Genomic DNA, 22,684 nt, shown 5'->3' with positions numbered 1-22,684 from the left:
AAAATCCAGCCCGAACATAACACTATCCCCTTCAACCATCTGTTTCTAATGATGTAGTTTCCAAATCCAAAACACAGGAAAGCCGATGTTGCCACAACCAATCCGTAAAACATACTACCTCCCGACGGTGGGCTGTCGATAGGGGAATTAAAACAGAAAATATCCGTCTCGTCATTTCCACAACAGACCGCACTGTCCTGCATCATTTCAGACAGACACGTAAGAGAGATAAACCAAACCTAACGTAAAAGGTCGTCTGAAAAACCAAAATCAGATTTTCAGACGATATCTTTGCGCTTTTCCGTCTATAACGCTTCACCAAAATGTCACTATAATCCCCCCATTTTTTCTGTTACGTCGTCTGAAAATGTCTGAACCCATCTCCGATCGTAAAATCAAATTCGCCTTAGTCGGTTGCGGCCGTATTTCCAACAATCATTTCGGTTCTTTTGAATTGTTGCAGGAAGATTGCGAACTCGTTGCTGTATGCGACATCGATCCTGCCGCGCTTGCAACAGCGGTCAAGCGCACTGGTGCGAAAGGCTATACCTGCTATACGGAAATGCTCGCCGAAACCGATGCCGACGTAATCGTCATCACCACGCCGTCCGGTTTGCATCCCGAACAGGCAGTTGAGGCATTGGAAGCGGGTTTTCACGTCGTTACCGAAAAGCCGATGGCAACCTGCTTTACGGACGGTGAACGCATGGTTCAAGCCTCCGATAAAGCGGGCAAACGCTTGTTTGTGGTGAAACAAAACCGCCTCAACGCCACGCTGCAACTGCTCAAACGCGCGGTCACGGAACAACGCTTCGGCAAAATCTATATGGTGCATTTGAATGTTTTTTGGACGCGCCCGCAGTCGTATTACGACCAAGGGGGTGGTTGGCGCGGCACTTGGAAGCTGGACGGTGGCGCGTTCATGAACCAAGCCAGCCACTACGTCGATTTGATGGAATGGCTCATCGGCCCGGTGGCGGAAGTGCAGGCGATGATTGCGACCCACCGCAAAATTGAAGCCGAAGACACAGGCGTGATGAACCTCCGTTGGCGCGACGGCACGTTCGGTTCGATGGCGGTAACCATGTGTACCTATCCGAAAAACCTCGAAGGCTCGATTACCATTTTGGGCGAAACCGGCACGGTACGCATCGGCGGCATGGCGGTGAACGAAATTCAGGAATGGAATTTTGCCAATGAACGTGATTACGACGAGCAGGTCAAAACCGCCAATTACGAAACCACGTCGGTGTACGGTTTCGGACATCCGCTGTATTATCGGAATGTTGTCGATGTGTTGCGCGGCAAGGCCGATCCTGTTGTCGATGGGCGCGAAGGCTTGAAATCGCTGGAGCTGATTAACGCCGCCTACCTTTCTGCACACAACCGTCAAACGGTTTCGCTGCCGCTGGTCTTGCAAACTTTGCGAACGTTTGACCATTCTGATTGTCCGAAAGGAAGCCCCTTCCATACTCAATCAAAGGAATCATCATGATACTGACCCGCGAACAAGCCCTCGAAATTTTCAAACGCCGCGTTTCCGTCCGCTATTACGACCCCGCGCGCAAAATCAGTGCCGAAGATTTTGCCGCCGTCCTTGATTTCGGCCGCCTTTCGCCCAGCTCCGTCGGCTGCGAGCCGTGGCAGTTTGTGGTTGTGCAGAACACAGCATTGCGCGAAAAAATCAAACCCTTTGCTTGGGGGATGCAGGCTTCCATTTTGGAGGCCAGCCATGTCGTTTTCCTATTGGCACGAAAACACGCCCGCTACGACAGTCCCGCTTTTGAAGAAATGATGGACAGACGCGGTCTGACCGCTGAAGAGAGGGCGGGCGCATTTGAACGCTACCGCCGTTTCCAAACCCACGATATGCCCATCGCCGACGACGAACGCGCCCTGTTTGACTGGGCAAGCAAGCAAACCTACATCGCGCTGGGCAATATGCTCACCGGCGCGGCGATGCTCGGCATCGATTCTTGCGCCATTGAAGGTATGGAGTATGCTGAAGTGGAAAAAATCCTTGCCGAAGCCAGATTGCTCGATCCTGAGAATTACGGCTTATCCGTCGCCGCAACCTTCGGCTACCGTGTGCGCGACATTAACCCGAAACCGCGCCGCGATGCGTCGGAAACAGTGATTTGGGCGGAGTAGCGCCGATTAAATCTAAAGGGCTGAACAGCAATCACAGTATCGTTTCAAACAGATACTTTTGAAAGCCCTCAAAGCAAATCCTGTGATTTCTGTTTCTCTTTCAAACAAAGAAAAAGGTCGTCTGAAATCTGTTTCAGACGACCTTTTCGATATTGATCTGAATAGTTAACGGATTTTCAGCGTACTCAATCCGATTAACACCAAGACGATGGTGATAATCCAGAAGCGGACGACGACTTGGGTTTCTTTCCAGCCTTTTTGTTCGTAGTGGTGGTGGATAGGCGCCATCAGGAAGATGCGTTTTTTGGTTTTCTTATACCAGCCGACCTGAAGCATGACGGACACGGCTTCAACGACGAACAGGCCGCCCATGATGACGAGGACGAACTCTTGGCGGACGATGACAGCAACGGTACCGAGTGCCGCGCCCAATGCCAGCGCACCGACGTCGCCCATAAAGACTTGCGCGGGATAGGCGTTGAACCATAAAAATCCGAGACACGCGCCGCACATGGCGGTACAGAAAATCACGACTTCGTTCGCGCCTGCGACATAAGGCAGTTGCAGGTATTGGGCGAATTGCGAGTGTCCGCTGGCGTAGGCGAAGATGGCGAGGCCGGCGGCGACGAGGACGACGGGGAAGGCGGCAAGTCCGTCAAGACCGTCGGTTAGGTTGACGGCGTTGGAAGTGCCGACGATGGTCAGATAGGTCAGAACGACGAAGCCGACCACGCCCAGCGGCAAGGCGACTTGTTTGAAGAAGGGGACGATGAGGATGTTGTTGGAGCTATTGGAAGCAAGGTAAAACAGGGCAAGCGCGGCGATGATGGCGACGCTCGACTGCCACACCATTTTGAATTTGGGAGAAACGCCGTTGGGGTCTTTATAGACGACTTTGCGCCAGTCGTCGTAAAAACCGAGCGCACCCGTGGCGAGCAATACGCCCAAGAGAATCCAAATATACGGGTTTGCCCAGTTGCCCCACAAAATTGTGGACACGGTGATGGCGGTCAGAATCAGCGAACCGCCCATGGTCGGCGTGCCGTTTTTGATGAGGTGGGTTTGCGGCCCGTCGGTGCGTACCGCCTGCCCGACTTTCAACTGCGTCAGTTTACGGATGGTCCACGGACCGAGCAGCAGGGAAAACGCCAAGGCGGTCAAGGCTGCCATGACGGCGCGGAATGTGGTGTATTGAAAGATATTCAGACCGGACAACCAGTTACTGAAATGTGCAAGCCATAAAAACATGGGGCTTCCTTTTGTTTTTGTTGTTACATTGGGCTTATCGCCCGTTTTAAAGTTTGGTTTTTGGGTCGTCTGAAAAAGTTTCAGACGACCTTTGTTGATTATCAAGCTGCTTATGACAGTCAGCGCCTGCTGAAGTTCACTCTCTATGCTGGTTTCTGACAAACCCGTTATCCGTTGTTTAGAGAGATGGCAACATTATTGAGTAGCAGCGGCGTTAGCGTCTTTCTCAATCACGCAAATCGGATAATTTCCCGGATTTTTGCCGCCGCCCAAGTCCAAACAGGTATCTTCATAAATAAATGCCTGTACTTTCATTCCGGCATAAAACGTGGCAATCAGCAAACTAGCCAATAGAAAAATCTTTTTCATATTTCTGACGGTCTTTTCAAGTTTTATTTTCTTGAGTCTGAAAATAATCTTTAGGATGTAAGTAAAATAGGCTATAACAAATTGCAGCACGAATAACAACATCCGGCCATGACAACCAACTTGCCCAACTCACAGTTAAATAATTGACTGTATTGTAAACGATCTTGGATTCGGATTTCAAGTGCAACACTATGGTACTAGTGGTTGGAACAGATTCAAGAATAAAACACTTGGCGTTTCGTAGCCAAGTGTTTTTCTTGGCCGGTGGTTCAACTCATCTTGAACCCTGCGTATCTCCCGATCACTGATGTTCCGGAAATCGGTTTGTTTGGGGAAATATTGTCGGATGAGTCCGTTGGTGTTCTCATTCAGCCCTTTCTCCCAAGAATGGTAGGGGCGGCAAAAATAAGTCTCCGCTTTCAATGCTTTGGCTATTTTGGTGTGTTGGTAAAATTCTTTACCGTTGTCCATGGTGATGGTGTGGACTCTGGCTTTATGTGCCCTTAATACCCTAATGGCTGCCAGAGCAGTGTCTTCGGCTTTGAGGCTGTCCAATTTGCAGATGATGGTGTAGCGGGTAACGCGTTCGACCAAGGTCAGTAATGCGCTTTTCTGTCCTTTGCCGACGATGGTGTCGGCTTCCCAATCGCCGATGCGGGCTTTCTGGTCGACGATGGCGGGTCGGTTTTCTATGCCGACGCGGTTGGGCACTTTGCCTCTGGTCCATGTGCTGCCGTAGCGTTTGCGGTAGGGTTTGCTGCATATTCTGAGGTGTTGCCACAAGGTGCCGCCGTTGCTTTTGTCTTGGCGGAGGTAGCGGTAAATGGTGCTGTGGTGGAGTGTTATCCCGTGATGTTTGCGCAGGTAGGCGCATACTTGTTCGGGACTGAGTTTGCGGCGGATAAGGGTGTCGATGTGTTGAATCAGCTGCGAATCAAGCTTATAGGGCTTTCGCTTACGCTGTTTGATAGTCCGGCTCTGCTTCTGTGCTTTTTCGGCACTGTATTGCTGCCCTTGGGTGCGGTGCCGTCTGATTTCGCGGCTGATGGTGCTTTTGTGGCGGTTAAGCTGTTTGGCGATTTCTGTGACGGTGCAGTGGCGGGACAGGTATTGGATATGGTATCGTTCGTCTTGGGTCAGTTGTGTGTAGCTCATGGCAATCTTTCTTGCAGGAAAGGCCGTATGCTACCGCATACTGGCCTTTTTCTGTTAGGGAAAGTTGCACTTCAAATGCGAATCCGCCGATATACAGAATGCAACTAAATAGCCACAACCTACGCGCCCAATCCTTACCTCTCCATAGTCCAACAGCAGTAACCAGCATCAATATGACTTGCACAAGCAAATAAAAATTTCCTAACCAAAACCAAAGTAAACGTCCACTTGTGATTTCGTATGCTGTCCTTATTGTCTCAAATCCTACATTTTCGATGTAAAGCCACACTGTCGCAGGCCATAAAACTGCTGCCACTACTATCATCCCAACGATAACTTGCAACAGTATAGGTCGTTTTCTTTTCTGCCCCATTTTCAGACGACCTCTTTATCCGTCAACGCCTCGACGACTTCTTCCATCTTCATAAAGCGCGAACCTTTCACCAATACGGTGGCGTGTTCGGGCAAATTGTGGCTCAACACTTGAATCAGCGGGTCTTTGGCAGCGAACCACAAACCGTCCGCGCCAAACGTTTCCGCCGCTTCGACGCTGTTGTCGCCGACAAAATAAGCCGCTTCGATGCCTTGGTCGCGGGCGTACGCGCCGACCTCGGCGTGCATGGCGGCGGCTTCATCCTCGCCCAGTTCGCCCATATCGCCCATCACAAAAATACGCGGCGAAGGCATACGCGCCAACACGTCAATCGCGGCTTTCATGCTGTCGGGGTTTGCATTGTAAGTATCGTCAATCAGGGTCGCGCCTTTGATGCCGGCTTTGACGTTCAGACGACCTTTGATATTGCTGAAGCCTTTCAAACCTTCCGCCACATCGTCCAAACTCAAACCCGCAGCCAAAGCCAGCGCGGCAGCAGCAGCGGCGTTGTGAACATTGTGGCGGCCGGGAACAGGTAGCATCACGGCTGTGCGCTCGTCGCCGCACACCAAATCAAATTCGCACGACAAAGGTTTCAGCACGATATTTTCCGCGTGGACATCGCCGCTATCGACGCCGAAAGTCTGTTGCTGATGACCTTGGGAGCTCGTCTGAAACACGGCGGCATGTTCGTCTTCGCACGGAATCAAAGCCAATCCGTTCTCGCCCAAGCCTTGATAAATCTCGCTTTTCGCTTGGGCAATATCGAGCGTACCGTCAAAACCGCAGCCGACATGGGCGCGCAGGGCGTTGTTGACCAAAACGGCATCGGGTTTGGCAATTTGCGTCAAAACCGCCAGTTCGCCGAAATGGTTCATACCCATTTCGATCACGGCATAGCAGTGTTTTTCGTTTAATTTCAACAAAGTCAGCGGCAGCCCAATATGGTTGTTGAAGTTGCCCGCCGTCGCCAAAACGGCATCATCGCCGAAACGGCGGCGCAATACCGCAGCCAGCATTTCCTTCACCGTCGTCTTGCCGCCCGAGCCGGTAATGCCGAATACAAACGGGTTCACATTATCGCGCCATGCCTTCGCCAGCGTTTGCAATGCGGCAAGTGTGTCATCAACTTTCAACGCGCCATCCAAAGCAGCGCAATCTTCGCGCGAAACCACAACCGCCGCCGCACCCGCAGCCAATACGTCTTCAACAAAATCATGCGCGTCAAACCGCTCACCCGCCAAAGCAAAAAACACATCGCCCGCGCGGATGTCGCGACTGTCGGTTACGATGCGCGACACGGGTTTGTTTTCAGACGGCGTCGGAAGGTTGAGGGTCCGGCAGATGAAATTTAGGTCTAGTGGTTTCATGGTTTCTTTCGTTTGTTTTTTTCAAACAGGCATTTTGTTGCAAAGGCATTTTACACTTTGGCAGAAGGCAGCAACTCTTCGACGAGCACCTTTAAAGCACGCCTTCCTTCTCGATTTCTGGTACTGGGATGAGGTGCTCGGTAACATATTATTTCCTTATTACCTTCAAAAGAAAATTTTTCCAGTTTTCCCTTATTCAAGCCGTTTATGCCTTGATCCGAGCCGGACAAATCAGGAAAGCACTCCCTCCGCGCCGCTACGCCGCCGTCTCCGCTCACGAAAAGAATAATCTGTGGCTTTAAAATTTCAATTTGGGCACGTAACAATTTACAGGAAAGTGTTTTTATATCTTCGAACCAATCCGAATGTTTAGGATGTTTAGTTTTATAGTCCACCGCAAAAATATTAGCCCACAAGATGCCCTCATTCCCACTTCGCTTGGCAACCTTGCGGACGAAATTGAAAAATGTTGCTCCTTTTGTGTTTCTTTTTAAATCCCCAGTCAAATTCCGCCAAATAAAATCTTTGCTTAACGACATCAGTTGCCTTACATTTTCGGCATGATATTCATCAAATTTCTTGCTATCGTACCAACTTCGTGTTTCTCGACCGACAATCAGAATTTTATGTTCTGCGCTTTCATAATGCTCAGGGACAAAGCCCAAATGGATATTGGATAATTTATTGTCTTTATTGCTAATTGCACGCAATAAGTTCTGATGTTCCGGTTTGTTTAAAATCTCTACATACTTATTCAGCAATACTTCTTGTAAATCATTCACTTGACGTATTCCTGTACTATTGAAACCGATTTTCCCACACTCAGCTACCGATTTTTCCGTACTCCTGATAATCGGAGAAACACAATACGATGGTTTTACCGTTTTTACGGTAAGGGTGGCAGAGGCTGTAATGACCGTCTTCCGCTTCATAGCGCATTTCCTGGGTTTGTCCGGCAAATACTTTTTGCAGGTATTCGCGCCCCTTCAAATCCGGGGAATAGACATAGTCCGTTTTCTTGACCGCCACTTTCTCACCATTTCGATTCACGACGAAATTATCGCCACCTTCTGCATTCTGATTGGCGGCAGGCACGACTTCGTCACTCAGGGTAAGACGGGTGGAGTCGGCTGAAAAAGCCAGATAAACCGGTTTGTTGCCGATCTTATCCGGCACGATAATCATGGCAGCGTTGAACGAAGAATCATCTTTAGCCATCAAATCCAAGATTTCCGACGTTTTTCTGATATACGCCAAGTCAAAACGGTAATCGGCCAACGCATCGAGTTGAGCAGAATTGTCTTTGACGATGCGCTCCGACGATTGGATTAAGATATCGCGTTTTTGTTGAATAGTCAGGTAATTGCCGCCGAACAGCAACACCGCCAAAATAGGAAATACCGCCAACAGCAGATATACGGTTTTCCTACCGCCACGGACTTCTTCTTCCTGCCCGCGCTCGGCAATACGGGTCAGATTCAACATGATGTTCAGCATCAACGTGCCGCCCATCACAGCCAAAATCCCCAAAATACTCATCAGGAAAATTTCTGTAATGTGTTCACGGAACACCTTGAGTCCGAAGACTTGAATCAATATCAACGCGAACACCCAGTACACCAGCAGTGTCACTGCTACCATACCGATGATGTTCGTTGCCTTGACCAATTTTTTTGCGTTCATCTCTTCACTCTTTTTTCAGACGACCTATTTGTCCTGATTAATCAACGGATAGGGATTGATCGCTCCGTTTGGTAAATACACGCCATAATGCAGGTGCGCCGGTGTGGTTTTGGCGTTACCGGTTTTACCGACATAGCCGATGACTTGCCCTTCTTTCACGCGGTCGTACAGACGGACGCGGGCGAATTTGTTGAGGTGGGCATAATAGTGCCATGCGCCCGGTCCTTGTATGCCGATGACTTTGCCACCCAATCGGTTGCGCCCGATTTTGGTGACGATACCGGGCGTCGTACTGCGTATCGGCGTGTTTTTCTTGGCGAAAATATCCACGCCTTCATGTCTGCGCCCCTGACTGCGCGCTGCGCCCCAAGTGTCGTCAAAACGCTTGCCTTTAACGGGATTGGGCAGGCTTTGCGCCGTCGGCGGTTCTTTCGCCCTCAGCTCGGCAATTTCGGCGTTCGGGCGCGGCAGTTGTTTGATGGTACAGCCTGCAAATAAAATCATGGCTGCACTAATTAAAAGGGTTTTTGTCGGCATTTTCAGCATCAAATCGGTCTCCTTGTTTTTCAGACGGCCTCTTGAAATGATAATTAGAGGCCGTCTGAAACAACTGCGATAGGTTTAATAGCTGACGTGCCGTAATGCGTGTGTCTGTTGTTTTTATCGTGGGTATAAACGTTTTCAGACGACCTTGATGACCTTCAGGCCGTCTGAAAACTTTGGTACCCGTTGTTATCTCCGCTCTGCCAATGCTTTCTCTGCCACTTCAAAATCAGAAAAATGATGTTTCACTCCCTGCATGTCCTGATAATTTTCGTGTCCTTTGCCGGCAATCAGGATGATGTCGTTTGCGGCGGCACGTTCGACTGCGTAACGGATAGCGGCGGCGCGGTCGGCTTCGACGCATTCGGGCGCGGGAACGGCGGGCAGGATGTCGTTGATGATGTCTTGCGGATTTTCCAAACGCGGGTTATCGCTGGTGACGACGACTTTGTCTGCACCCTGTACGGCTGCTGCTCCGATTAGCGGGCGTTTGCCGCGGTCGCGGTTGCCGCCGCAGCCAAATACGCACCACAAAACCGCACCCTGCGGTTTGATTTCCTGCAAGGTGGAGAGTGCTTTTTCCAATGCGTCGGGTGTGTGGGCGTAATCGACGACGACCAAGGGTTTGCCGCTGTTCATGATGCAATCCATACGGCCTGAGGCGGGACGGATTTTTGCCAACACATCCAATACTTTATCAAGCGGATAGCCGTTGGCACAAAGCAAGGCGATGCAGGCGGCGAGATTTTGCGCGTTGAACCGTCCGAGCAGGCGCGTGCGGCAGCGGCCTTCACCCCACGGGGTTTGGAATACGGCTTCCATGCCGTCTGAAGAAGCGGTGAAATGAACAATGCGGATGTCGGCGTGTTCGCTGAAGCCGTAGCCGTAAACAGCCAAATCGGAACAGTCTTTTTTCAGACGACCTATGAATTCTGCGCCGTATTCGTCATCCACGTTGATAATGGCGTGTTTCAAGCCGTGCCAGTAAAACAGGCGCGACTTGATGGCACCGTAGGCTTCCATCGTGCCGTGGTAGTCGAGGTGGTCTCGGGTGAGGTTGGTGAAGATTGCGCTGCGGAATGGCACGCCGTTGACGCGCGACTGGTCAAGACCGTGGCTGGAGACTTCCATCGCGGCGGCTGTCGCGCCTTGTTGACGGAAACGGTAGAGCAGGGTTTGGACATCGACGGGGGCGGGGGTGGTGTGCGTGGTTTCTTCCAATGCGCCCCAAAAGCCGTTGCCGACCGTGCCGATAATGGCGGTTTTTTCGCCCAACAAATCGGCGGCTTGCGCCAGCCATTGTGTGATGGAAGTTTTGCCGTTGGTACCGGTTACACCCCAGACTTTGAGGTCGTCTGAAACGTTGCCGTAAACTTGCGCTGCCAACATGCCGGCACGGTGTTTCAAATCTTTGATGCCTTGATTGGGGACTTTCCATTCGGGATTCCACGCAAATTTGCCGTCGTCGTCCCAAAAAACAAAAGCCGCGCCGTTGGCAATGGCGGCGGGGATATAACTGCGGCCGTCCGTATATTCGCCCTGACAGGCAACAAAAATATCACCTTGTTTAATTTGACGGCTGTCTGAATGCAACAAACGCCCTGCTGCGTTTGCACACAGCAGAGGCGGAATGTTGGTTTCAGCTAAAGGGGTTAACTTGCTGAACATAAAATAATCTCGTTGATACTCGGATTAAGACGGTGTTTTAACGGCTGCAACATTGGTCAGAGGCTTGGTGGGGGAAACGCCCAAGATATTCAGGCTGCCGCCCATGACTTGTTTGAAGACCGGACCCGCCACTACGCCGCCGTAGTAACCGTTTGCAGTCGGTTCGTCGATGGTTACCGCCACAATCACACGGGGATTTTTGGCAGGAGCAAAACCGATGAAAGTTGCGACGTGTTTGTTATCAACGTAACGTCCGTTGACCAACTTACGCGCTGTACCGGTTTTCGCGCCGACGTCGAAACCATCTACCGCACCCGCCGTACCCGTACCGCCGGGCTCGGTTACAGACACCATCAAATCACGAACTTCACGCGCGGTCGAAGCTTTAATCACGCGTTTGCCTTTGGGCGCAACCGCCTGTTTCTCAAAGCTGACCGGCAACAATTCGCCGTCATGTGTCAACATGGTATAAGCACGCGCCAATTGAAGCAGGCTCAATTGCAAGCCGTAACCGAAAGACATGGTTGCCTGTTCAATCGGCTGCCATCTGCGCCAGCTTCTCAAAAGACCGGCCGTCTCACCTGGGAAACCGGAGTGCATCCGCACGCCCACACCCAAATCATGATAAAAATCATACATTTCTTTAGGCGTGAATTTTGCAGACAGTTTACTGGTGCCGACGTTGGAAGATTTTTGCATAATGCCGCGCACATCCAAAGTAGGATACACATGGGTATCGCGTACGGTAGCGGGACCAATTTTATAAGGCATGGTGTTAAAACGATCAGCCACACCGACTTTGCCGGAATCCAGTGCTTTAGCAATTGTAAACGGCTTCATCGCGGAACCCGGCTCAATCATATCGGTAACGGCGCGATTGCGGCGTTGTTCGCTATCGGCGCTGCCCGGTTGGTTGGGATCATAGGCAGGGCTGTTGACCAAAGCCAAGATTTCGCCGGTTTGTGCATCCAATACCACAACCGTACCTGCTTTGGCTTTGTGATAAGCCACTGCTTTATTCAGCTCATCATAGGCAAGCGTTTGAATACGTTGATCCAAAGACAAAACCATGTCCTGCCCGTTTTTCGGATCGCTGTTCCGCGGAGAATCCAAACTATCGACGATATTGCCTTTATTGTCGCGCAAAACCACTTTCGCGCCGTCCGCACCATGCAGACTGTCTTCTCGCGACAATTCCAAGCCTTCCTGACCTTTGCCGTCGATATTGGTAAAACCGATAACGTGTGCGAACAGGTTACCCATCGGATAATGGCGTTTCAGTTCTTTTTGGAATGCCAAGCCTTTAATGCCCAAAGCTTTAATTTCTTCCGCTTTTTCTTGGCTGAGTTGGCGCTTCAGATAAATAAAATCTTTATCTTTTTTCGCCAATTTTTCCTGCAACGCCTCAACAGGCAGATCAACAATAGCCGCCAACTTAGCCATCTGTTCAGCAGTCGGCATTTCTTCCATACCGGAAGGCATGGCATACAAGGATTCAGTCGGTGCACTCAACGCCAAAGTCGCGCCGTTACGGTCCGTAATCATGCCGCGCGACGCAGGTAGAGTCAGGGTACGGACAAAACGCTGATCACCCTGATTTTTCAAAAACTCATGCTGCGTGGTTTGCAGATAAATACCGCGCCCGAGCAATGCAGTAAAAGCAAGTGCCATACACCCCAAAACAATACGGATACGCCCGTCGCTGGTAACGGGTTTTTTGATTTTTTCGACCTTAGGCAGCATCCGAGGCTTATATTCGTTCTTAATCAACATTTTAAAGTTCTCATATATTATGTTTGCCGAACCCGTGTTCCGCATACCGACGAATATCTTCTCTATTTGCCGGCTTTATCATTATTAATATTATTTTTTTCTTTCCACCATCACAGTATTGCCCGCACTAGGCGGTTTGAGGCGCTGCTTCTCAGCAGCCACCTTAATCAGCTTGTGGTTCGCCAGCCGCGCCTGATCCAATTTCAAGCGTGCATAGTCCTGATCAAGCTTAATTTCCTGCTTTTGCGCTTTATCCAAAGCGATGAAGTGCAAACGCGATTGGTCTTGCACGGTGACCACCGCAAAAGCAGATACCGACACCAAGACCAACAAAAGGATATTTAATTTATTCATTATTTTCAGACGACCTCAATCTGTTTGTTCCGAGGACACCTGCCCCACATAATGCTTATTCTGTAATCTCACCGCCCGTCCGCTCCGCGACTCGTAAAACTGCGCTGCGCGCCCGCGGGTTGAAGGCGGTTTCCTCAACACCCGGCTTTATCGCCTTTCCCACCGACTTTAACGGCGGCAGAGGCAAATCCGCTTCTTTTACTGCCGCCCAACGCGGCAAGGGAGGATGTTGCGAATACTTCTTGACAAACTGTTTCACGATGCGGTCTTCAAGCGAATGGAACGCAATAACCGCCAAACGTCCGCCTTGCTTCAGACGACCCATCACTTGCGGCAGAACCGCCTCTACCTCTTCGAGCTCGCGGTTAATAAAGATGCGAACTGCCTGGAAGGTGCGCGTCGCAGGGTCTTGCCCCCGCTCACGAGTACGGACGTTTTGTGCCACGAGCTGCGCCAGCTTGCGGGTTGTATCGATCGGACTTTCTGTCCGTTGCGCAACAATGGCGCGCGCAATCTGGCGACTAAACCGCTCTTCACCATAATTCTTGATAACCTCGTGCAAATCCTGTTCCGATGCTGTTGCAATCCATTCTGCAGCGGACATTCCCCGCGTCGGATCCATGCGCATATCCAAAGGTGCATCAAAACGGAAACTGAAACCTCGTGCGCCGTCATCTATCTGCGGGGACGAAATCCCCAAATCAAACAACGCACCATCTATCTCTTCAATACCCAGCTTATCCAAGGTCGTCTGAAAACTTAAAAATCCGTCATGGACTACCGTAACTCGCCCATCCTGCTCGGCCAGCTTTTGCGCAGCTTCAATCGCTTGCGGGTCTTTATCAAACACAATCAGACGACCTTGACTGCCCAGACGGGACAAAATCAATCGGGAGTGCCCTCCCCTGCCGAACGTCCCATCTACATAAATACCGTCTTCACGAACCGCCAGAGCATCAACCGCCTCATTTAACAAAACGGTGATATGTTGATATTCAGCATTACTCACAATTGCAAATCCGTCTGACTTAATTGGAATGCCAACTCTTCAGGATCATCATCCAAAGCCTGAGTCATTTCAGCTTCCCATTGATCACGGCCCCACAATTCCAAACGGTTGGCGCGACCGACCAAGGTAACGTCTTTTTCAAAATCCACCCGTTTGCGCAGATTGGCAGGAATCAGTACGCGGCCGGCGCTGTCCCATTCCAGCGTATCCGCATTATGCAGCAGCAGATTTTGATAACGCTGCAACATCGGATTTCCTGCCGTTTTCAGGTGCAAAAGCTGCTCGGCAACCTTTGCCCATTCAGCTTCTGGGTACATCAACAATTTTTCACGGGAATCCAAAGTAACCACAATCGACGGCGTATAATGGCGCAGCAAAATATCGCGGAACTTGGCAGGAATTGCCAACCGCCCTTTGCTGTCAATACTCAATTCGTGAGCGCCACCAAACACAATTTCGTCCTATCGGTTTAAATCGAAATTTTTTGGGCAATGCAGACACTTTTACCCACATCGCCCCACTAGCCCACACTATAAAAAATTTTAACGCCTCGGTCAAATCGCCTTACTCTAAAATCCCAGTACATATGCAACAACAAAATCATTAAAAAACAGTATTTTAACCAAACAGGCACACAGCCTGAACTGCCAATTTTACCCTATTTGGTTTTTAAAAACACAATATGTAGTATTGAAAATATTATTTAGACACAATATATGGTATAAAAAAATGAAAAAACGCCCCTTTTCCGTTCACGTTATAATAGACAAATAAATTCATAAATTTTACATTATCTAACAATTATGAAGGCACACCTCCCCCTCCCCGCCCCTGCCGCGCAAGCCTCAAGTTCCAAACTATTCGAAATCATCACACAGGAAATAAAAGCCCAAAATAACTGGATTCCTTTCTCACGATTTATGGAGCTTGCACTCTACACACCCGAATACGGCTACTACACCGGAGGCAGCCACAAAATCGGCACAGACGGCGATTTCATCACCGCCCCCACCCTCACCCCATTATTCGGACAAACCCTCGCCCGACAACTTGCCGAACTACTCCCCAAAACCGCCGGCAACATCTACGAATTCGGTGCAGGTACGGGACATCTCGCCGCCACATTATTGAAAAGCCTTTCAGACGACCTCAAGCATTACTACATCATCGAACTCTCCCCCGAGCTTGCCGAACGCCAACGCCAATTCATCGCCGAACAGACCACCCCGCAACTGGCACAAAAAGTCATCCACCTGACCGAACTGCCCGAATCCTTCGACGGCATCATCATCGGCAATGAAGTCCTAGATGCTATGCCCATTGAAATCATCCGCCGCACCCAAAATACCTTTCAACATATCGGCGTCTCCATCAACTCCGACGGACAGCTCGAACAAAGTCCGCAACCTTTGAAACAACCCGACCTCCTGTGTTTAGCCGCCACCTATTTTCCCGAAACCAAACACCCCTACACCAGCGAGTTACACCCCGCCCAATACGCCTTTATTCTCACCCTCGCGCAAAAAATCACACGCGGCGGCATGATATTTATCGACTACGGTTTTGACGCCGCCCAGTATTACTACCCGCAACGCGACGAAGGCACGCTCATCGCCCACTACCGCCACCACACCGTTCACGACCCGTTTTTCCATATCGGCCTGACTGATCTGACCGCACACGTCAACTTTACCGATATTGCCCAAGCAGGCACCGACGGCGGACTAGACCTCATCGGCTACCTGCCCCAATCTCATTTCCTATTCAACCTAGGCATTACCGACCTGTTGGCACAAACCGCCTCGCTAGGCACAGCAGACTACCTCCGTGTCAGTACCGCCGTACAAAAACTGACCGATCAACACGAAATGGGCGAACTCTTCAAAGTCATCGCTTTTGGCAAAAACATCGACATCGACTGGACAGGTTTTCGCTTTGGCGACATCTGCCACAAACTCTAACCACGCCTCACAATACCTCCCCTTTAACAACACAAGGGTCGTCTGAAACGCAATTTCAGACGACCTCATCTATGCTTTATTCCATTAAAAAACAAAAACAAAACATAAAGCACAAAATAAAACTTGCCAAAAACTCAAAACAACATATAATAGCGACTTCACGAAACGGCGAATTAGCTCAGTCGGTTAGAGCAGAGGAATCATAATCCTTGTGTCCGGGGTTCGAGTCCCTGATTCGCCACCAAATTTCGGGGGTATAGCTCAGTTGGTAGAGCGCTTGCATGGCATGCAAGAGGTCAGCGGTTCGATCCCGCTTACCTCCACCAGATAAAAAAGACCTTGTTCAAACAAGGTCTTTTTTATTTATATATCTACCTATCCTTAAAACTTGATAAGCAGCCGATACAATATTCATTGAAACGACTGAAAACGGTTGTTAAGCCAATCTGCACGCCCTCATCCATTCTTTTAGTCATCTATGTTCACACAAAAGGTCGTCTGAAAACCTTAATGTAGAAAATTGTCGCGCTGTTTACACCACAGGTTAAGAGAAATAAACCTGCAAGACCTCAAACGGCGTATCGCCGTTCAAACTGCGGTGCGGCTTCACGGTGTTATAGAAATTAACAAAGCGGCACAACTCCTTTTGCCGATGTTCTGGACTGTCAAACGACTTGCGGCTTTAAGTGCGGGGTAAGGCGGGTGTTTTTGTGGATGTTCATGTTTCAATACTCTCCTGGAAATACTGTAAACAACGCTACTGGTTTCTACAGCTAATCTACGTCAGCCCCTAATTAAATCCATTTTTCATTTTGAAAATAAGATCTTGCCCAAGTGATTACTTTTTCCATTATATCTATACAATATCCTTTTTCTAATATAACCTCCTGAATCTCCCCTTTATAATCTCTAAATATGATTTTTTCCGAATGGTCGGCTGATACCAGCCAGCTATTTTGATTATCAAAAATATTTTCTTCTATATTTAAATAGGTTGAGTCATATAATTGATATTCCTCATAGGTTTCATCTCCGTTTAAGATCTTTTCCAAAATATTTTCTAATTTTTCCAAAATATATTGAGCATCTTGATTATAGATTGTAGAAGCATTGAATTGATTCAGGCTGCCTATTTTTACATTCAATGAATTTACCGCATCTAGAATGCTGATTGATTGATACTTCAATTCGGTTGGCAAGATATAACCTTGAATAATATAATGAAATACCCCATCATTTTTCAAATCTTCTCCCCATTCCAGAAACCAATCTTCTACAAAATCAAATTGAATAGCAAATTTATATGGATCTCCAAAAATCATCATATCCTCCAAGATATATGTATATTAAACTAATTTTTGCTAACATCTTTTAATTTCTTAACATGTTGGAAATCGCGCTTACTTCAACGCTGCCAGACAATCCTTCACTAATGCCGGACCTTTATAAATCATGCCGCTGTACACTTGGACGGCGGTTGCGCCGAGGCGGATTTTTTCGGCGGCATCCTTGCCGTTCATGATGCCGCCTACGCCGATAATCGGCAGCTTGCCGTCTATGTGTTCCGCCAATGTTTTCAGCACTCGGTTGCTTTTTTCACGTACGGGCAGACCGCTTAAACCGCCCTGCTCGCCTGCGAGCGGATGGCTGCCGAGGCTTGATTTGTCGATGGTGGTATTGGTGGCGATGATGCCGTCCATTTCGACGGATTTGACGACGTGGGCGATATCTTCGATTTGCGCCTCATCCAAATCGGGAGCGATTTTGACGGCGAGCGGGACGTATTTTCCGTGTGCGGCGGCAAGCTGCGCCTGTTTGTTTTTGAGGGCTTCGAGTAACGCGCTCAATTCGTCGCCGCCTTGCAGTGCGCGGAGGTTTTTGGTGTTGGGCGAGGAAATATTGACGGTAATGTAACTTGCGTGTGCGTAGGCTTTTTCGAGGCAGATTAAATAGTCGTCGGCGGCGTTTTCGATGGGGGTTACGGCGTTTTTGCCGATGTTGATGCCCAACACGCCCTGATAACGGCTTTTTTCGATGTTTTGAATCATGGCGTCAATTCCGTGGTTGTTGAAGCCCATGCGGTTGATGATGCCTTGGTGTTCAGGAACGCGGAAGAGGCGCGGCTGCGGATTGCCGGGCTGCGGTTTGGGCGTTACCGTGCCGATTTCGAGGAAGCCGAAGCCGAGCGCGCCCAATGCGTCTATGTATTCGCCGTTTTTGTCGAGTCCGGCGGCCAGCCCGACCGGATTAGGCAGGCTGATGCCCATGAGCTTGACGGGCTTGATTCGGTTGTCGAAAATCGGAAGCAAACCGAGTTTATAAACTTTGTTGAGCGCGTCGAGAGTGAAATGGTGGGCTTTTTCGGCATCGAGTTTGAACAGCAGGCTGCGGGCTAGGGAATACATGGGTTTCTTTCGGATGATTGGCAAACCGCCGTATTTTACCCGAAACTGCCGTATTTTCCTGCCGGCCAAACAAATCTTCAAAGGAAATGCCGTTTTGAACCGTCTGAAAATCCGCTATACAATCATATCGATAACGTCGTCTGAAAGGATTCCTTATGAAGCCTGAACTGATTATTTTCGACTGGGACGGAACGCTCGCCGATACGACGCGCCCGATTATCCGTACGTTTCAACAAAGTTTTGCCGACTGCGGTTTAAAAGCCCCCGATGCGGATGCCATCCGTGCCTTAATCGGTTACAGCCTGCCCGAAATCATCTTCCGACTTGCGCCTGATGCGGGCGAGCACCTGCGCGAAGAATTGGCGGAAACCTATGCCGCGCATTATCTGAATCCGAACAATCACAATATGACCTTGTTCCCCGAAGCCATCCCTTGTTTGAACACTTTGAAACAACAAGGCTTTTGGCTTGCCGTAGCGACAGGCAAAGGGCGTACGGGCTTGGACCGTTCTATTATGCAGACGGGGACGGCGGATTTTTGGATGGCAACCGCCTGCGCAAGCGAATATGCGTCCAAACCCGCGCCCGATATGGTTTTTGCCTTATGTTCCGAATTGGGGCTGGAGCCTTCGCAAACTTTGATTGTCGGCGATACGACCCACGATTTGGATATGGCGGCAAATGCAAAAGCCCCTGCCGTTGCCGTACCGACCGGCGCACATACCGCCGCGCAACTGGCAACGCGGCCGCATTTGGCAATCTTGAACGATTTGTCCGAGCTGCCCGGCTTTATCGCGCGTTTATAATGCGCGGCCGTCATTTCGTTTTCTGATTTTGAAAAAAGGTCGTCTGAAAACGCGCTCCCTTTGTTTTCAGACGACCTTTTTGGCATGGACTCTTTATCGTCAGCCCGCGATAACGCGCTTTACCGCCTGCACCATATCGGCAACCGCGTTTTCAGCGGTATGCAGGTAAAGGGCGGGTTCGATCAGTTCCAATTCGTTGAGCAGTAATCTTTCGTCAATCAGCGTCCCGTCTATGCGGGCGTATGCCGGTATTTCAGGCAGCATGTCCAATATCTGCCGTGCGGTTTTGATTGCTTTTTCCGGCGGCGCGGCAGGGCTGACGGCGACTCCGTAGGCGGAATTGGCGCGCCATTCGCCTTGGGGCGGCATACGCAGCACGGCGTGGCTGAATCGCCCGTCCAAAAACACCAGCGAGGTTTCGCCCGCCGTTTCGATTTCGCGGATATAAGGTTGGACGATGACGCCTTGTGGATAATCCTCCGCCTTCAACGACACTTCGCCCGCCCTGATTTTTGCCACGCCGCGCCCGCTCTGCCCGATAACGGGTTTGACGACCGCTTCCCGCCAACCCCGATTCTCTAAAATGTCTTCCAATTTTTCTTTTTCAGACGACGTCTGCACGCTCGGAATCACGTCCGCCCCCCATTCTGCCAAATCGCACAAATAGCGTTTGCCCATGTTCCAACGCATCAGCCCGACGGGGTTGATAAATCTTTGCCCGCCCGCTTCCGCTTCGGTCAGCCACTGCCCAAACGTTTCAGGCTCCAACGCATAATCCCATGCGCACAAAGGCAGGATAAAGGCGGATTTCGGGCGGTTTTGCCAAGGCGCGAAGGCAGTGGGTATGCCGTCCCGTGTCAGCGTGTCCGCCAACGGCAGCAGGTTGGATGGCGGTTCGGGGTAGGCAAGGCAGGTGGTAATTATCAGCATGGCGGACTTTCGAAGAATAAAATGATTGAAGATTTACAAAGGTTTATGTCTTTGCTTGAGGTTTCAGACGACCTTTTATCGGGCAAACGGCAGGCGTTGTCTAAACAATAAACACCATCACGCTTGCAATAAAAAAAACTTCCCTGAATAACGGAACTTTTCCATTTATTTTAAATCTATTAGTCTCGCATATAAATAATAAAGATTCTTATTCATATGTAAATTACATATAACATTATTTATTAAAAGGATTTTACTCTAATGAAACTTTCGCGCTTCTCCTCCCTTGCCCTCGCCGCCACATTGGCATTCGGCACTGCCGCCGTCCATGCCAAACCGGTTCAAATTACCGATGTCAACGGCCGCAAAGTAACCGTCGACCTGCCCGCCAAACGCGTGGTTTTGGGCTTTTATTATCAAGACTATATGGCCATCGGCGGCAAGGACGCGCTGAATAATGTGGTCGGCTTCTCCAAAGCGGTTTGGGCCGACTGGGCGCCGCCGAGCTGGGCGGCATTCAGCAAAGCCGTGCCCAAGTTGAACCAGCTTGCCGACGTGGGCGAAGTGGAAGTCGGCACGTTCTCCGTTGAAAAAGTATTGGCATTGAAACCCGATTTGCTGATTCTGGCAGACTGGCAGTACAAGGCTTTGGGTTCAGACCTCGCCCGCATCAACAAAGCGGGCATTCCGATTGTGGTGTTGGACTACAACGCGCAAACGGTCGCCAAACACATTCAATCAACCAAACTCATCGGCACGCTGACCGGCCAGCAGCAAAAAGCGGACAAGCTGGCGGCAGACTACAAACGCATCGCCGACACCATCCAGGCGCGCGTGAAAAAAGCCAACCTGCCCAAGCCCAAAGTGTATATCGAGTTCGGCAACAAAGGCCCTGCGGAACACAGCGTAACCTTCGGTAAGAGCATGTGGGGTTCGATGGCGACACTGGTCGGCGGCAACAATATCGCCGCTTCTTCGGTCGAGTTCTACGGTCCGATCAATCCTGAAAAAGTCCTCGCCGCCAAACCCGACGTCATCGTGATTACCGGCCGCGAAACCGAATTGAAGAAAAGCCCGACCGCCATGGTGATGGGCTGGGGCATTCCGAAAGCCGAAGCGGAAAAACGCTTGGCCGGTTTTGCCAAACGCGCCGGCTGGGCGAACCTGCCTGCGATTAAAAACAACCGCCTCTACGCCGCCTACCACGCCAATTCGCGCACACTCTCCGACGGCGCATCGATTCAATTTATGGCCAAAGCGATTTATCCGCAGTTGTTCAAAGACTTCAATCCTGAAAAGACTTATATCGACTTCTACCGCCAAAACCTGCCGGTTGTACCGAACGGTACGTTCTACCTGTATCCGAAAGGGCAATAAGGCGGGCTTCTGGGTTTCAGACGACCTTTTTATGCGGAAGGTCGTCTGAAAGCAGCATGGGTTTTGTATAGAACCGTAGCGTGGGCTTTGCCCGCGGGTAATGTTTTCAGAAATGATGGCGAATGGTATGGGGTTTCCCTGTTTTCGTGGGCGAAGCCCACGCTACGAATTCCTGTCGTGCCGAACAGAGAGCTTCAGGTGGGTTTGACTGTTTTACCCTCTCCCTAACCCTCTCCCACGGGGAGAGGGAATCGGATAACTGAAATTCAACTATTGTTGCGATTCCCTGCAATTTGTTCCCTCTCCCCGTGGGAGAGGGCTAGGGAGAGGGCAAAGCCGTTTTGGAAAGCCGTTATTCCGATTTTCAAAAAACCACCCTTCAAAACGGATACAGACAAAAGAGATGGTCGGGCATGGATGTCCGATCTTGTTCCTTAATTTCAAAGGTTTGAAAAATGAATGATTCGGTTGTTGCCGAGATTGTGAGGAACCAGCGCAGGCTAGAAGGCAAGCGTTGGTTGATTGTTTTGATGTTTTTAATCATCGCGGCGGTCAGCTTCTTATTCGACATCGCCACCGGCCCGGCGATGACGGACACGCTGCCTGTCGGCGAAGTGGTCAATGTTTTGCTGGGCAAACCCGAAGTCGATGAAATGAACCGCCTGATTGTGATGGATTTGCGCCTGCCGATTGCGGTGATGGCGCTGGTGGTAGGCGCGGCTTTGGGTGTCGGCGGAGCGGAGATTCAGACGTTGTTGAACAACCCGATGGCCAGCCCTTATACGCTGGGCTTGGCGGCGGCGGCGGGTTTGGGCGCGTCGGCGGTGATTGCGTTCGGCGGTTTCGGGCTGCCTGAAACGGTCGCCGTCCCCATCGGTGCGTTTGTGATGACCATGCTGGCTTCGGGCATCTTGTTTCTGTTTGCCTCGGCGCGCCGCTTTAATTCGGCGATGCTAGTGTTGGTGGGGATTGCGCTTTTGTTCCTATTTCAGTCGATTTTGTCGCTGATTCAGTTTATCGCCGCGCCTGAGATTTCGCAGCAGATTCTGTTTTGGCTGTTCGGCAGCCTGACCAAGGCGACTTGGGAAACGGTCATCGTTACGGCGGCGGTTACGGCGGTATGCGTGTTTCTGCTTTCGCGCGACGTGTGGAAGCTGACTGCGCTGCGCCTGGGCGAAGAACGCGCCGTCGGGCTGGGCATCAATCTGCAACTTTTGCGCCTGAAAACGCTGGTATTGGTGGCGGTGATGACGGCAACGGCAATCAGTTTCGTCGGCGTCATCGGCTTTATCGGACTGGTCGCGCCTCATGTGGCGCGGATTCTTTTGGGCGAAGACCAACGCTTTTTCCTGCCCGGCGCGATGCTGGCGGGAGCGGCGTTTTTATCTGTGGCGAGCGTGTTGTCCAAGGTGATTATCCCCGGCGCGCTGTTTCCGGTGGGGATTGTTACGTCGTTTGTCGGCGTGCCGTTCTTCTTCTGGATTGTGTTAACGAAACGGTAGGTCGTCT

The 22,684-nt window shown here is 50.4% G+C and carries 21 protein-coding genes, 2 tRNA genes and 1 pseudogene; 8 read left to right on the top strand and 16 right to left on the bottom strand.

From position 1 onward, the window contains the following. The first annotated feature begins 367 nt into the window (after window positions 1–367). Complete coding sequence (locus J7445_RS11470) at window positions 368–1,495, top strand: Gfo/Idh/MocA family protein (protein WP_070655451.1); 1,128 nt, start codon at window positions 368–370, stop codon at window positions 1,493–1,495. Further along, window positions 1,489–2,151 (top strand): NAD(P)H-dependent oxidoreductase, encoded by a 663-nt coding sequence (locus J7445_RS11465; protein WP_280530528.1) that lies wholly within the window; start codon window positions 1,489–1,491, stop codon window positions 2,149–2,151. The genes J7445_RS11470 and J7445_RS11465 overlap by 7 nt, the downstream gene beginning before the upstream one ends. 165 nt (window positions 2,152–2,316) lie before the next feature. Here J7445_RS11465 and mraY read toward each other — a convergent pair whose 3' ends face one another. The 12 genes from mraY to mraZ form a co-directional block, all read right to left on the bottom strand. Beyond that, the gene (gene mraY / locus J7445_RS11460; RefSeq protein WP_070655447.1) at window positions 2,317–3,399 is read right to left on the bottom strand and encodes a phospho-N-acetylmuramoyl-pentapeptide-transferase; all 1,083 of its coding nucleotides are present in this window, start codon (window positions 3,397–3,399) and stop codon (window positions 2,317–2,319) included. A gap of 195 nt (window positions 3,400–3,594) precedes the next feature. Then, on the bottom strand, window positions 3,595–3,768 hold the full coding sequence (locus J7445_RS11455; RefSeq protein WP_180949620.1) for a hypothetical protein: 174 nt from the start codon (window positions 3,766–3,768) through the stop codon (window positions 3,595–3,597). A 189-nt stretch (window positions 3,769–3,957) separates the two neighbouring features. Beyond that, on the bottom strand, window positions 3,958–4,923 hold the full coding sequence (locus tag J7445_RS11450) for an IS30 family transposase (RefSeq protein WP_209282909.1): 966 nt from the start codon (window positions 4,921–4,923) through the stop codon (window positions 3,958–3,960). A 375-nt stretch (window positions 4,924–5,298) separates the two neighbouring features. Next, window positions 5,299–6,666, bottom strand: coding sequence for a UDP-N-acetylmuramoyl-tripeptide--D-alanyl-D-alanine ligase (locus tag J7445_RS11445; RefSeq protein ID WP_070655443.1), 1,368 nt, complete (start codon window positions 6,664–6,666; stop codon window positions 5,299–5,301). A gap of 50 nt (window positions 6,667–6,716) precedes the next feature. After that, the gene (locus J7445_RS11440; protein ID WP_083310414.1) at window positions 6,717–7,448 is read right to left on the bottom strand and encodes a uracil-DNA glycosylase family protein; all 732 of its coding nucleotides are present in this window, start codon (window positions 7,446–7,448) and stop codon (window positions 6,717–6,719) included. A gap of 40 nt (window positions 7,449–7,488) precedes the next feature. Then, a complete protein-coding gene (locus J7445_RS11435) occupies window positions 7,489–8,349 on the bottom strand; it encodes a hypothetical protein (protein WP_049230309.1) in 861 nt (286 codons plus the stop codon). Between the two features lie 24 nt (window positions 8,350–8,373). After that, the gene (locus J7445_RS11430; protein ID WP_070655442.1) at window positions 8,374–8,895 is read right to left on the bottom strand and encodes a M23 family metallopeptidase; all 522 of its coding nucleotides are present in this window, start codon (window positions 8,893–8,895) and stop codon (window positions 8,374–8,376) included. A 186-nt stretch (window positions 8,896–9,081) separates the two neighbouring features. Further along, window positions 9,082–10,560, bottom strand: coding sequence for a UDP-N-acetylmuramoyl-L-alanyl-D-glutamate--2,6-diaminopimelate ligase (locus J7445_RS11425; protein WP_070655440.1), 1,479 nt, complete (start codon window positions 10,558–10,560; stop codon window positions 9,082–9,084). 24 nt (window positions 10,561–10,584) lie between these two features. Next, entirely contained in the window at window positions 10,585–12,333 is a 1,749-nt protein-coding gene (gene penA / locus J7445_RS11420; protein ID WP_029609824.1) for a peptidoglycan D,D-transpeptidase PBP2, read from the bottom strand. Window positions 12,334–12,423: 90 nt separating this feature from the next. Beyond that, a complete protein-coding gene (gene ftsL, locus J7445_RS11415; RefSeq protein WP_003743297.1) occupies window positions 12,424–12,687 on the bottom strand; it encodes a cell division protein FtsL in 264 nt (87 codons plus the stop codon). A gap of 55 nt (window positions 12,688–12,742) precedes the next feature. Then, window positions 12,743–13,696: a 16S rRNA (cytosine(1402)-N(4))-methyltransferase RsmH gene (gene rsmH / locus J7445_RS11410; RefSeq protein WP_070655438.1), complete on the bottom strand. Its 954-nt coding sequence runs from the start codon at window positions 13,694–13,696 to the stop codon at window positions 12,743–12,745. Then, the gene (gene mraZ / locus J7445_RS11405) at window positions 13,693–14,148 is read right to left on the bottom strand and encodes a division/cell wall cluster transcriptional repressor MraZ (RefSeq protein ID WP_019271187.1); all 456 of its coding nucleotides are present in this window, start codon (window positions 14,146–14,148) and stop codon (window positions 13,693–13,695) included. The genes rsmH and mraZ overlap by 4 nt, the downstream gene beginning before the upstream one ends. Window positions 14,149–14,499: 351 nt before the next feature. Here mraZ and J7445_RS11400 point away from each other — a divergent pair, with 351 nt between their 5' ends. From J7445_RS11400 to J7445_RS11390, 3 genes are all read left to right on the top strand, one after another. Further along, entirely contained in the window at window positions 14,500–15,657 is a 1,158-nt protein-coding gene (locus J7445_RS11400; RefSeq protein WP_070655436.1) for a class I SAM-dependent methyltransferase, read from the top strand. A gap of 167 nt (window positions 15,658–15,824) precedes the next feature. Next, a tRNA-Met gene (locus J7445_RS11395) sits at window positions 15,825–15,901 on the top strand. A 6-nt stretch (window positions 15,902–15,907) separates the two neighbouring features. After that, a tRNA-Ala gene (locus tag J7445_RS11390) sits at window positions 15,908–15,983 on the top strand. A 156-nt stretch (window positions 15,984–16,139) separates the two neighbouring features. Here the strand turns inward: J7445_RS11390 and J7445_RS12380 are convergent. The 3 genes and pseudogenes from J7445_RS12380 to J7445_RS11375 all read right to left on the bottom strand — a co-directional run. Further along, window positions 16,140–16,336, bottom strand: a pseudogene (locus tag J7445_RS12380) (integrase core domain-containing protein); the annotation flags it as partial. A 115-nt stretch (window positions 16,337–16,451) separates the two neighbouring features. After that, window positions 16,452–16,982: an Imm42 family immunity protein gene (locus tag J7445_RS11380; protein WP_070655434.1), complete on the bottom strand. Its 531-nt coding sequence runs from the start codon at window positions 16,980–16,982 to the stop codon at window positions 16,452–16,454. Between the two features lie 75 nt (window positions 16,983–17,057). Next, complete coding sequence (locus J7445_RS11375) at window positions 17,058–18,062, bottom strand: quinone-dependent dihydroorotate dehydrogenase (RefSeq protein ID WP_070613518.1); 1,005 nt, start codon at window positions 18,060–18,062, stop codon at window positions 17,058–17,060. A gap of 155 nt (window positions 18,063–18,217) precedes the next feature. On the opposite strand from J7445_RS11375, the gene J7445_RS11370 reads away from it, so the two are divergent. Next, window positions 18,218–18,868 carry an HAD-IA family hydrolase gene (locus J7445_RS11370; RefSeq protein ID WP_049226661.1) on the top strand — a complete coding sequence of 217 codons (651 nt, stop codon included), beginning with the start codon at window positions 18,218–18,220 and terminating at the stop codon, window positions 18,866–18,868. Between the two features lie 99 nt (window positions 18,869–18,967). Here the strand turns inward: J7445_RS11370 and J7445_RS11365 are convergent, their stop codons facing one another. After that, window positions 18,968–19,798 (bottom strand): ATP-grasp domain-containing protein, encoded by an 831-nt coding sequence (locus J7445_RS11365; protein ID WP_070655432.1) that lies wholly within the window; start codon window positions 19,796–19,798, stop codon window positions 18,968–18,970. A gap of 261 nt (window positions 19,799–20,059) precedes the next feature. On the opposite strand from J7445_RS11365, the gene J7445_RS11360 reads away from it, so the two are divergent. Continuing rightward, the gene (locus tag J7445_RS11360) at window positions 20,060–21,175 is read left to right on the top strand and encodes an ABC transporter substrate-binding protein (RefSeq protein WP_070655430.1); all 1,116 of its coding nucleotides are present in this window, start codon (window positions 20,060–20,062) and stop codon (window positions 21,173–21,175) included. 455 nt (window positions 21,176–21,630) lie between these two features. Beyond that, window positions 21,631–22,677, top strand: coding sequence for a FecCD family ABC transporter permease (locus tag J7445_RS11355; protein ID WP_070655428.1), 1,047 nt, complete (start codon window positions 21,631–21,633; stop codon window positions 22,675–22,677). Window positions 22,678–22,684: the final 7 nt, after the last annotated feature.

It is taken from the genome of Neisseria sicca, from assembly GCF_017753665.1.
GTDB lineage: Bacteria > Pseudomonadota > Gammaproteobacteria > Burkholderiales > Neisseriaceae > Neisseria > Neisseria flava.
The sequence above is the reverse complement of the archived record's forward strand: the minus strand, read 5'-3'. Positions and strand labels throughout refer to the sequence as shown.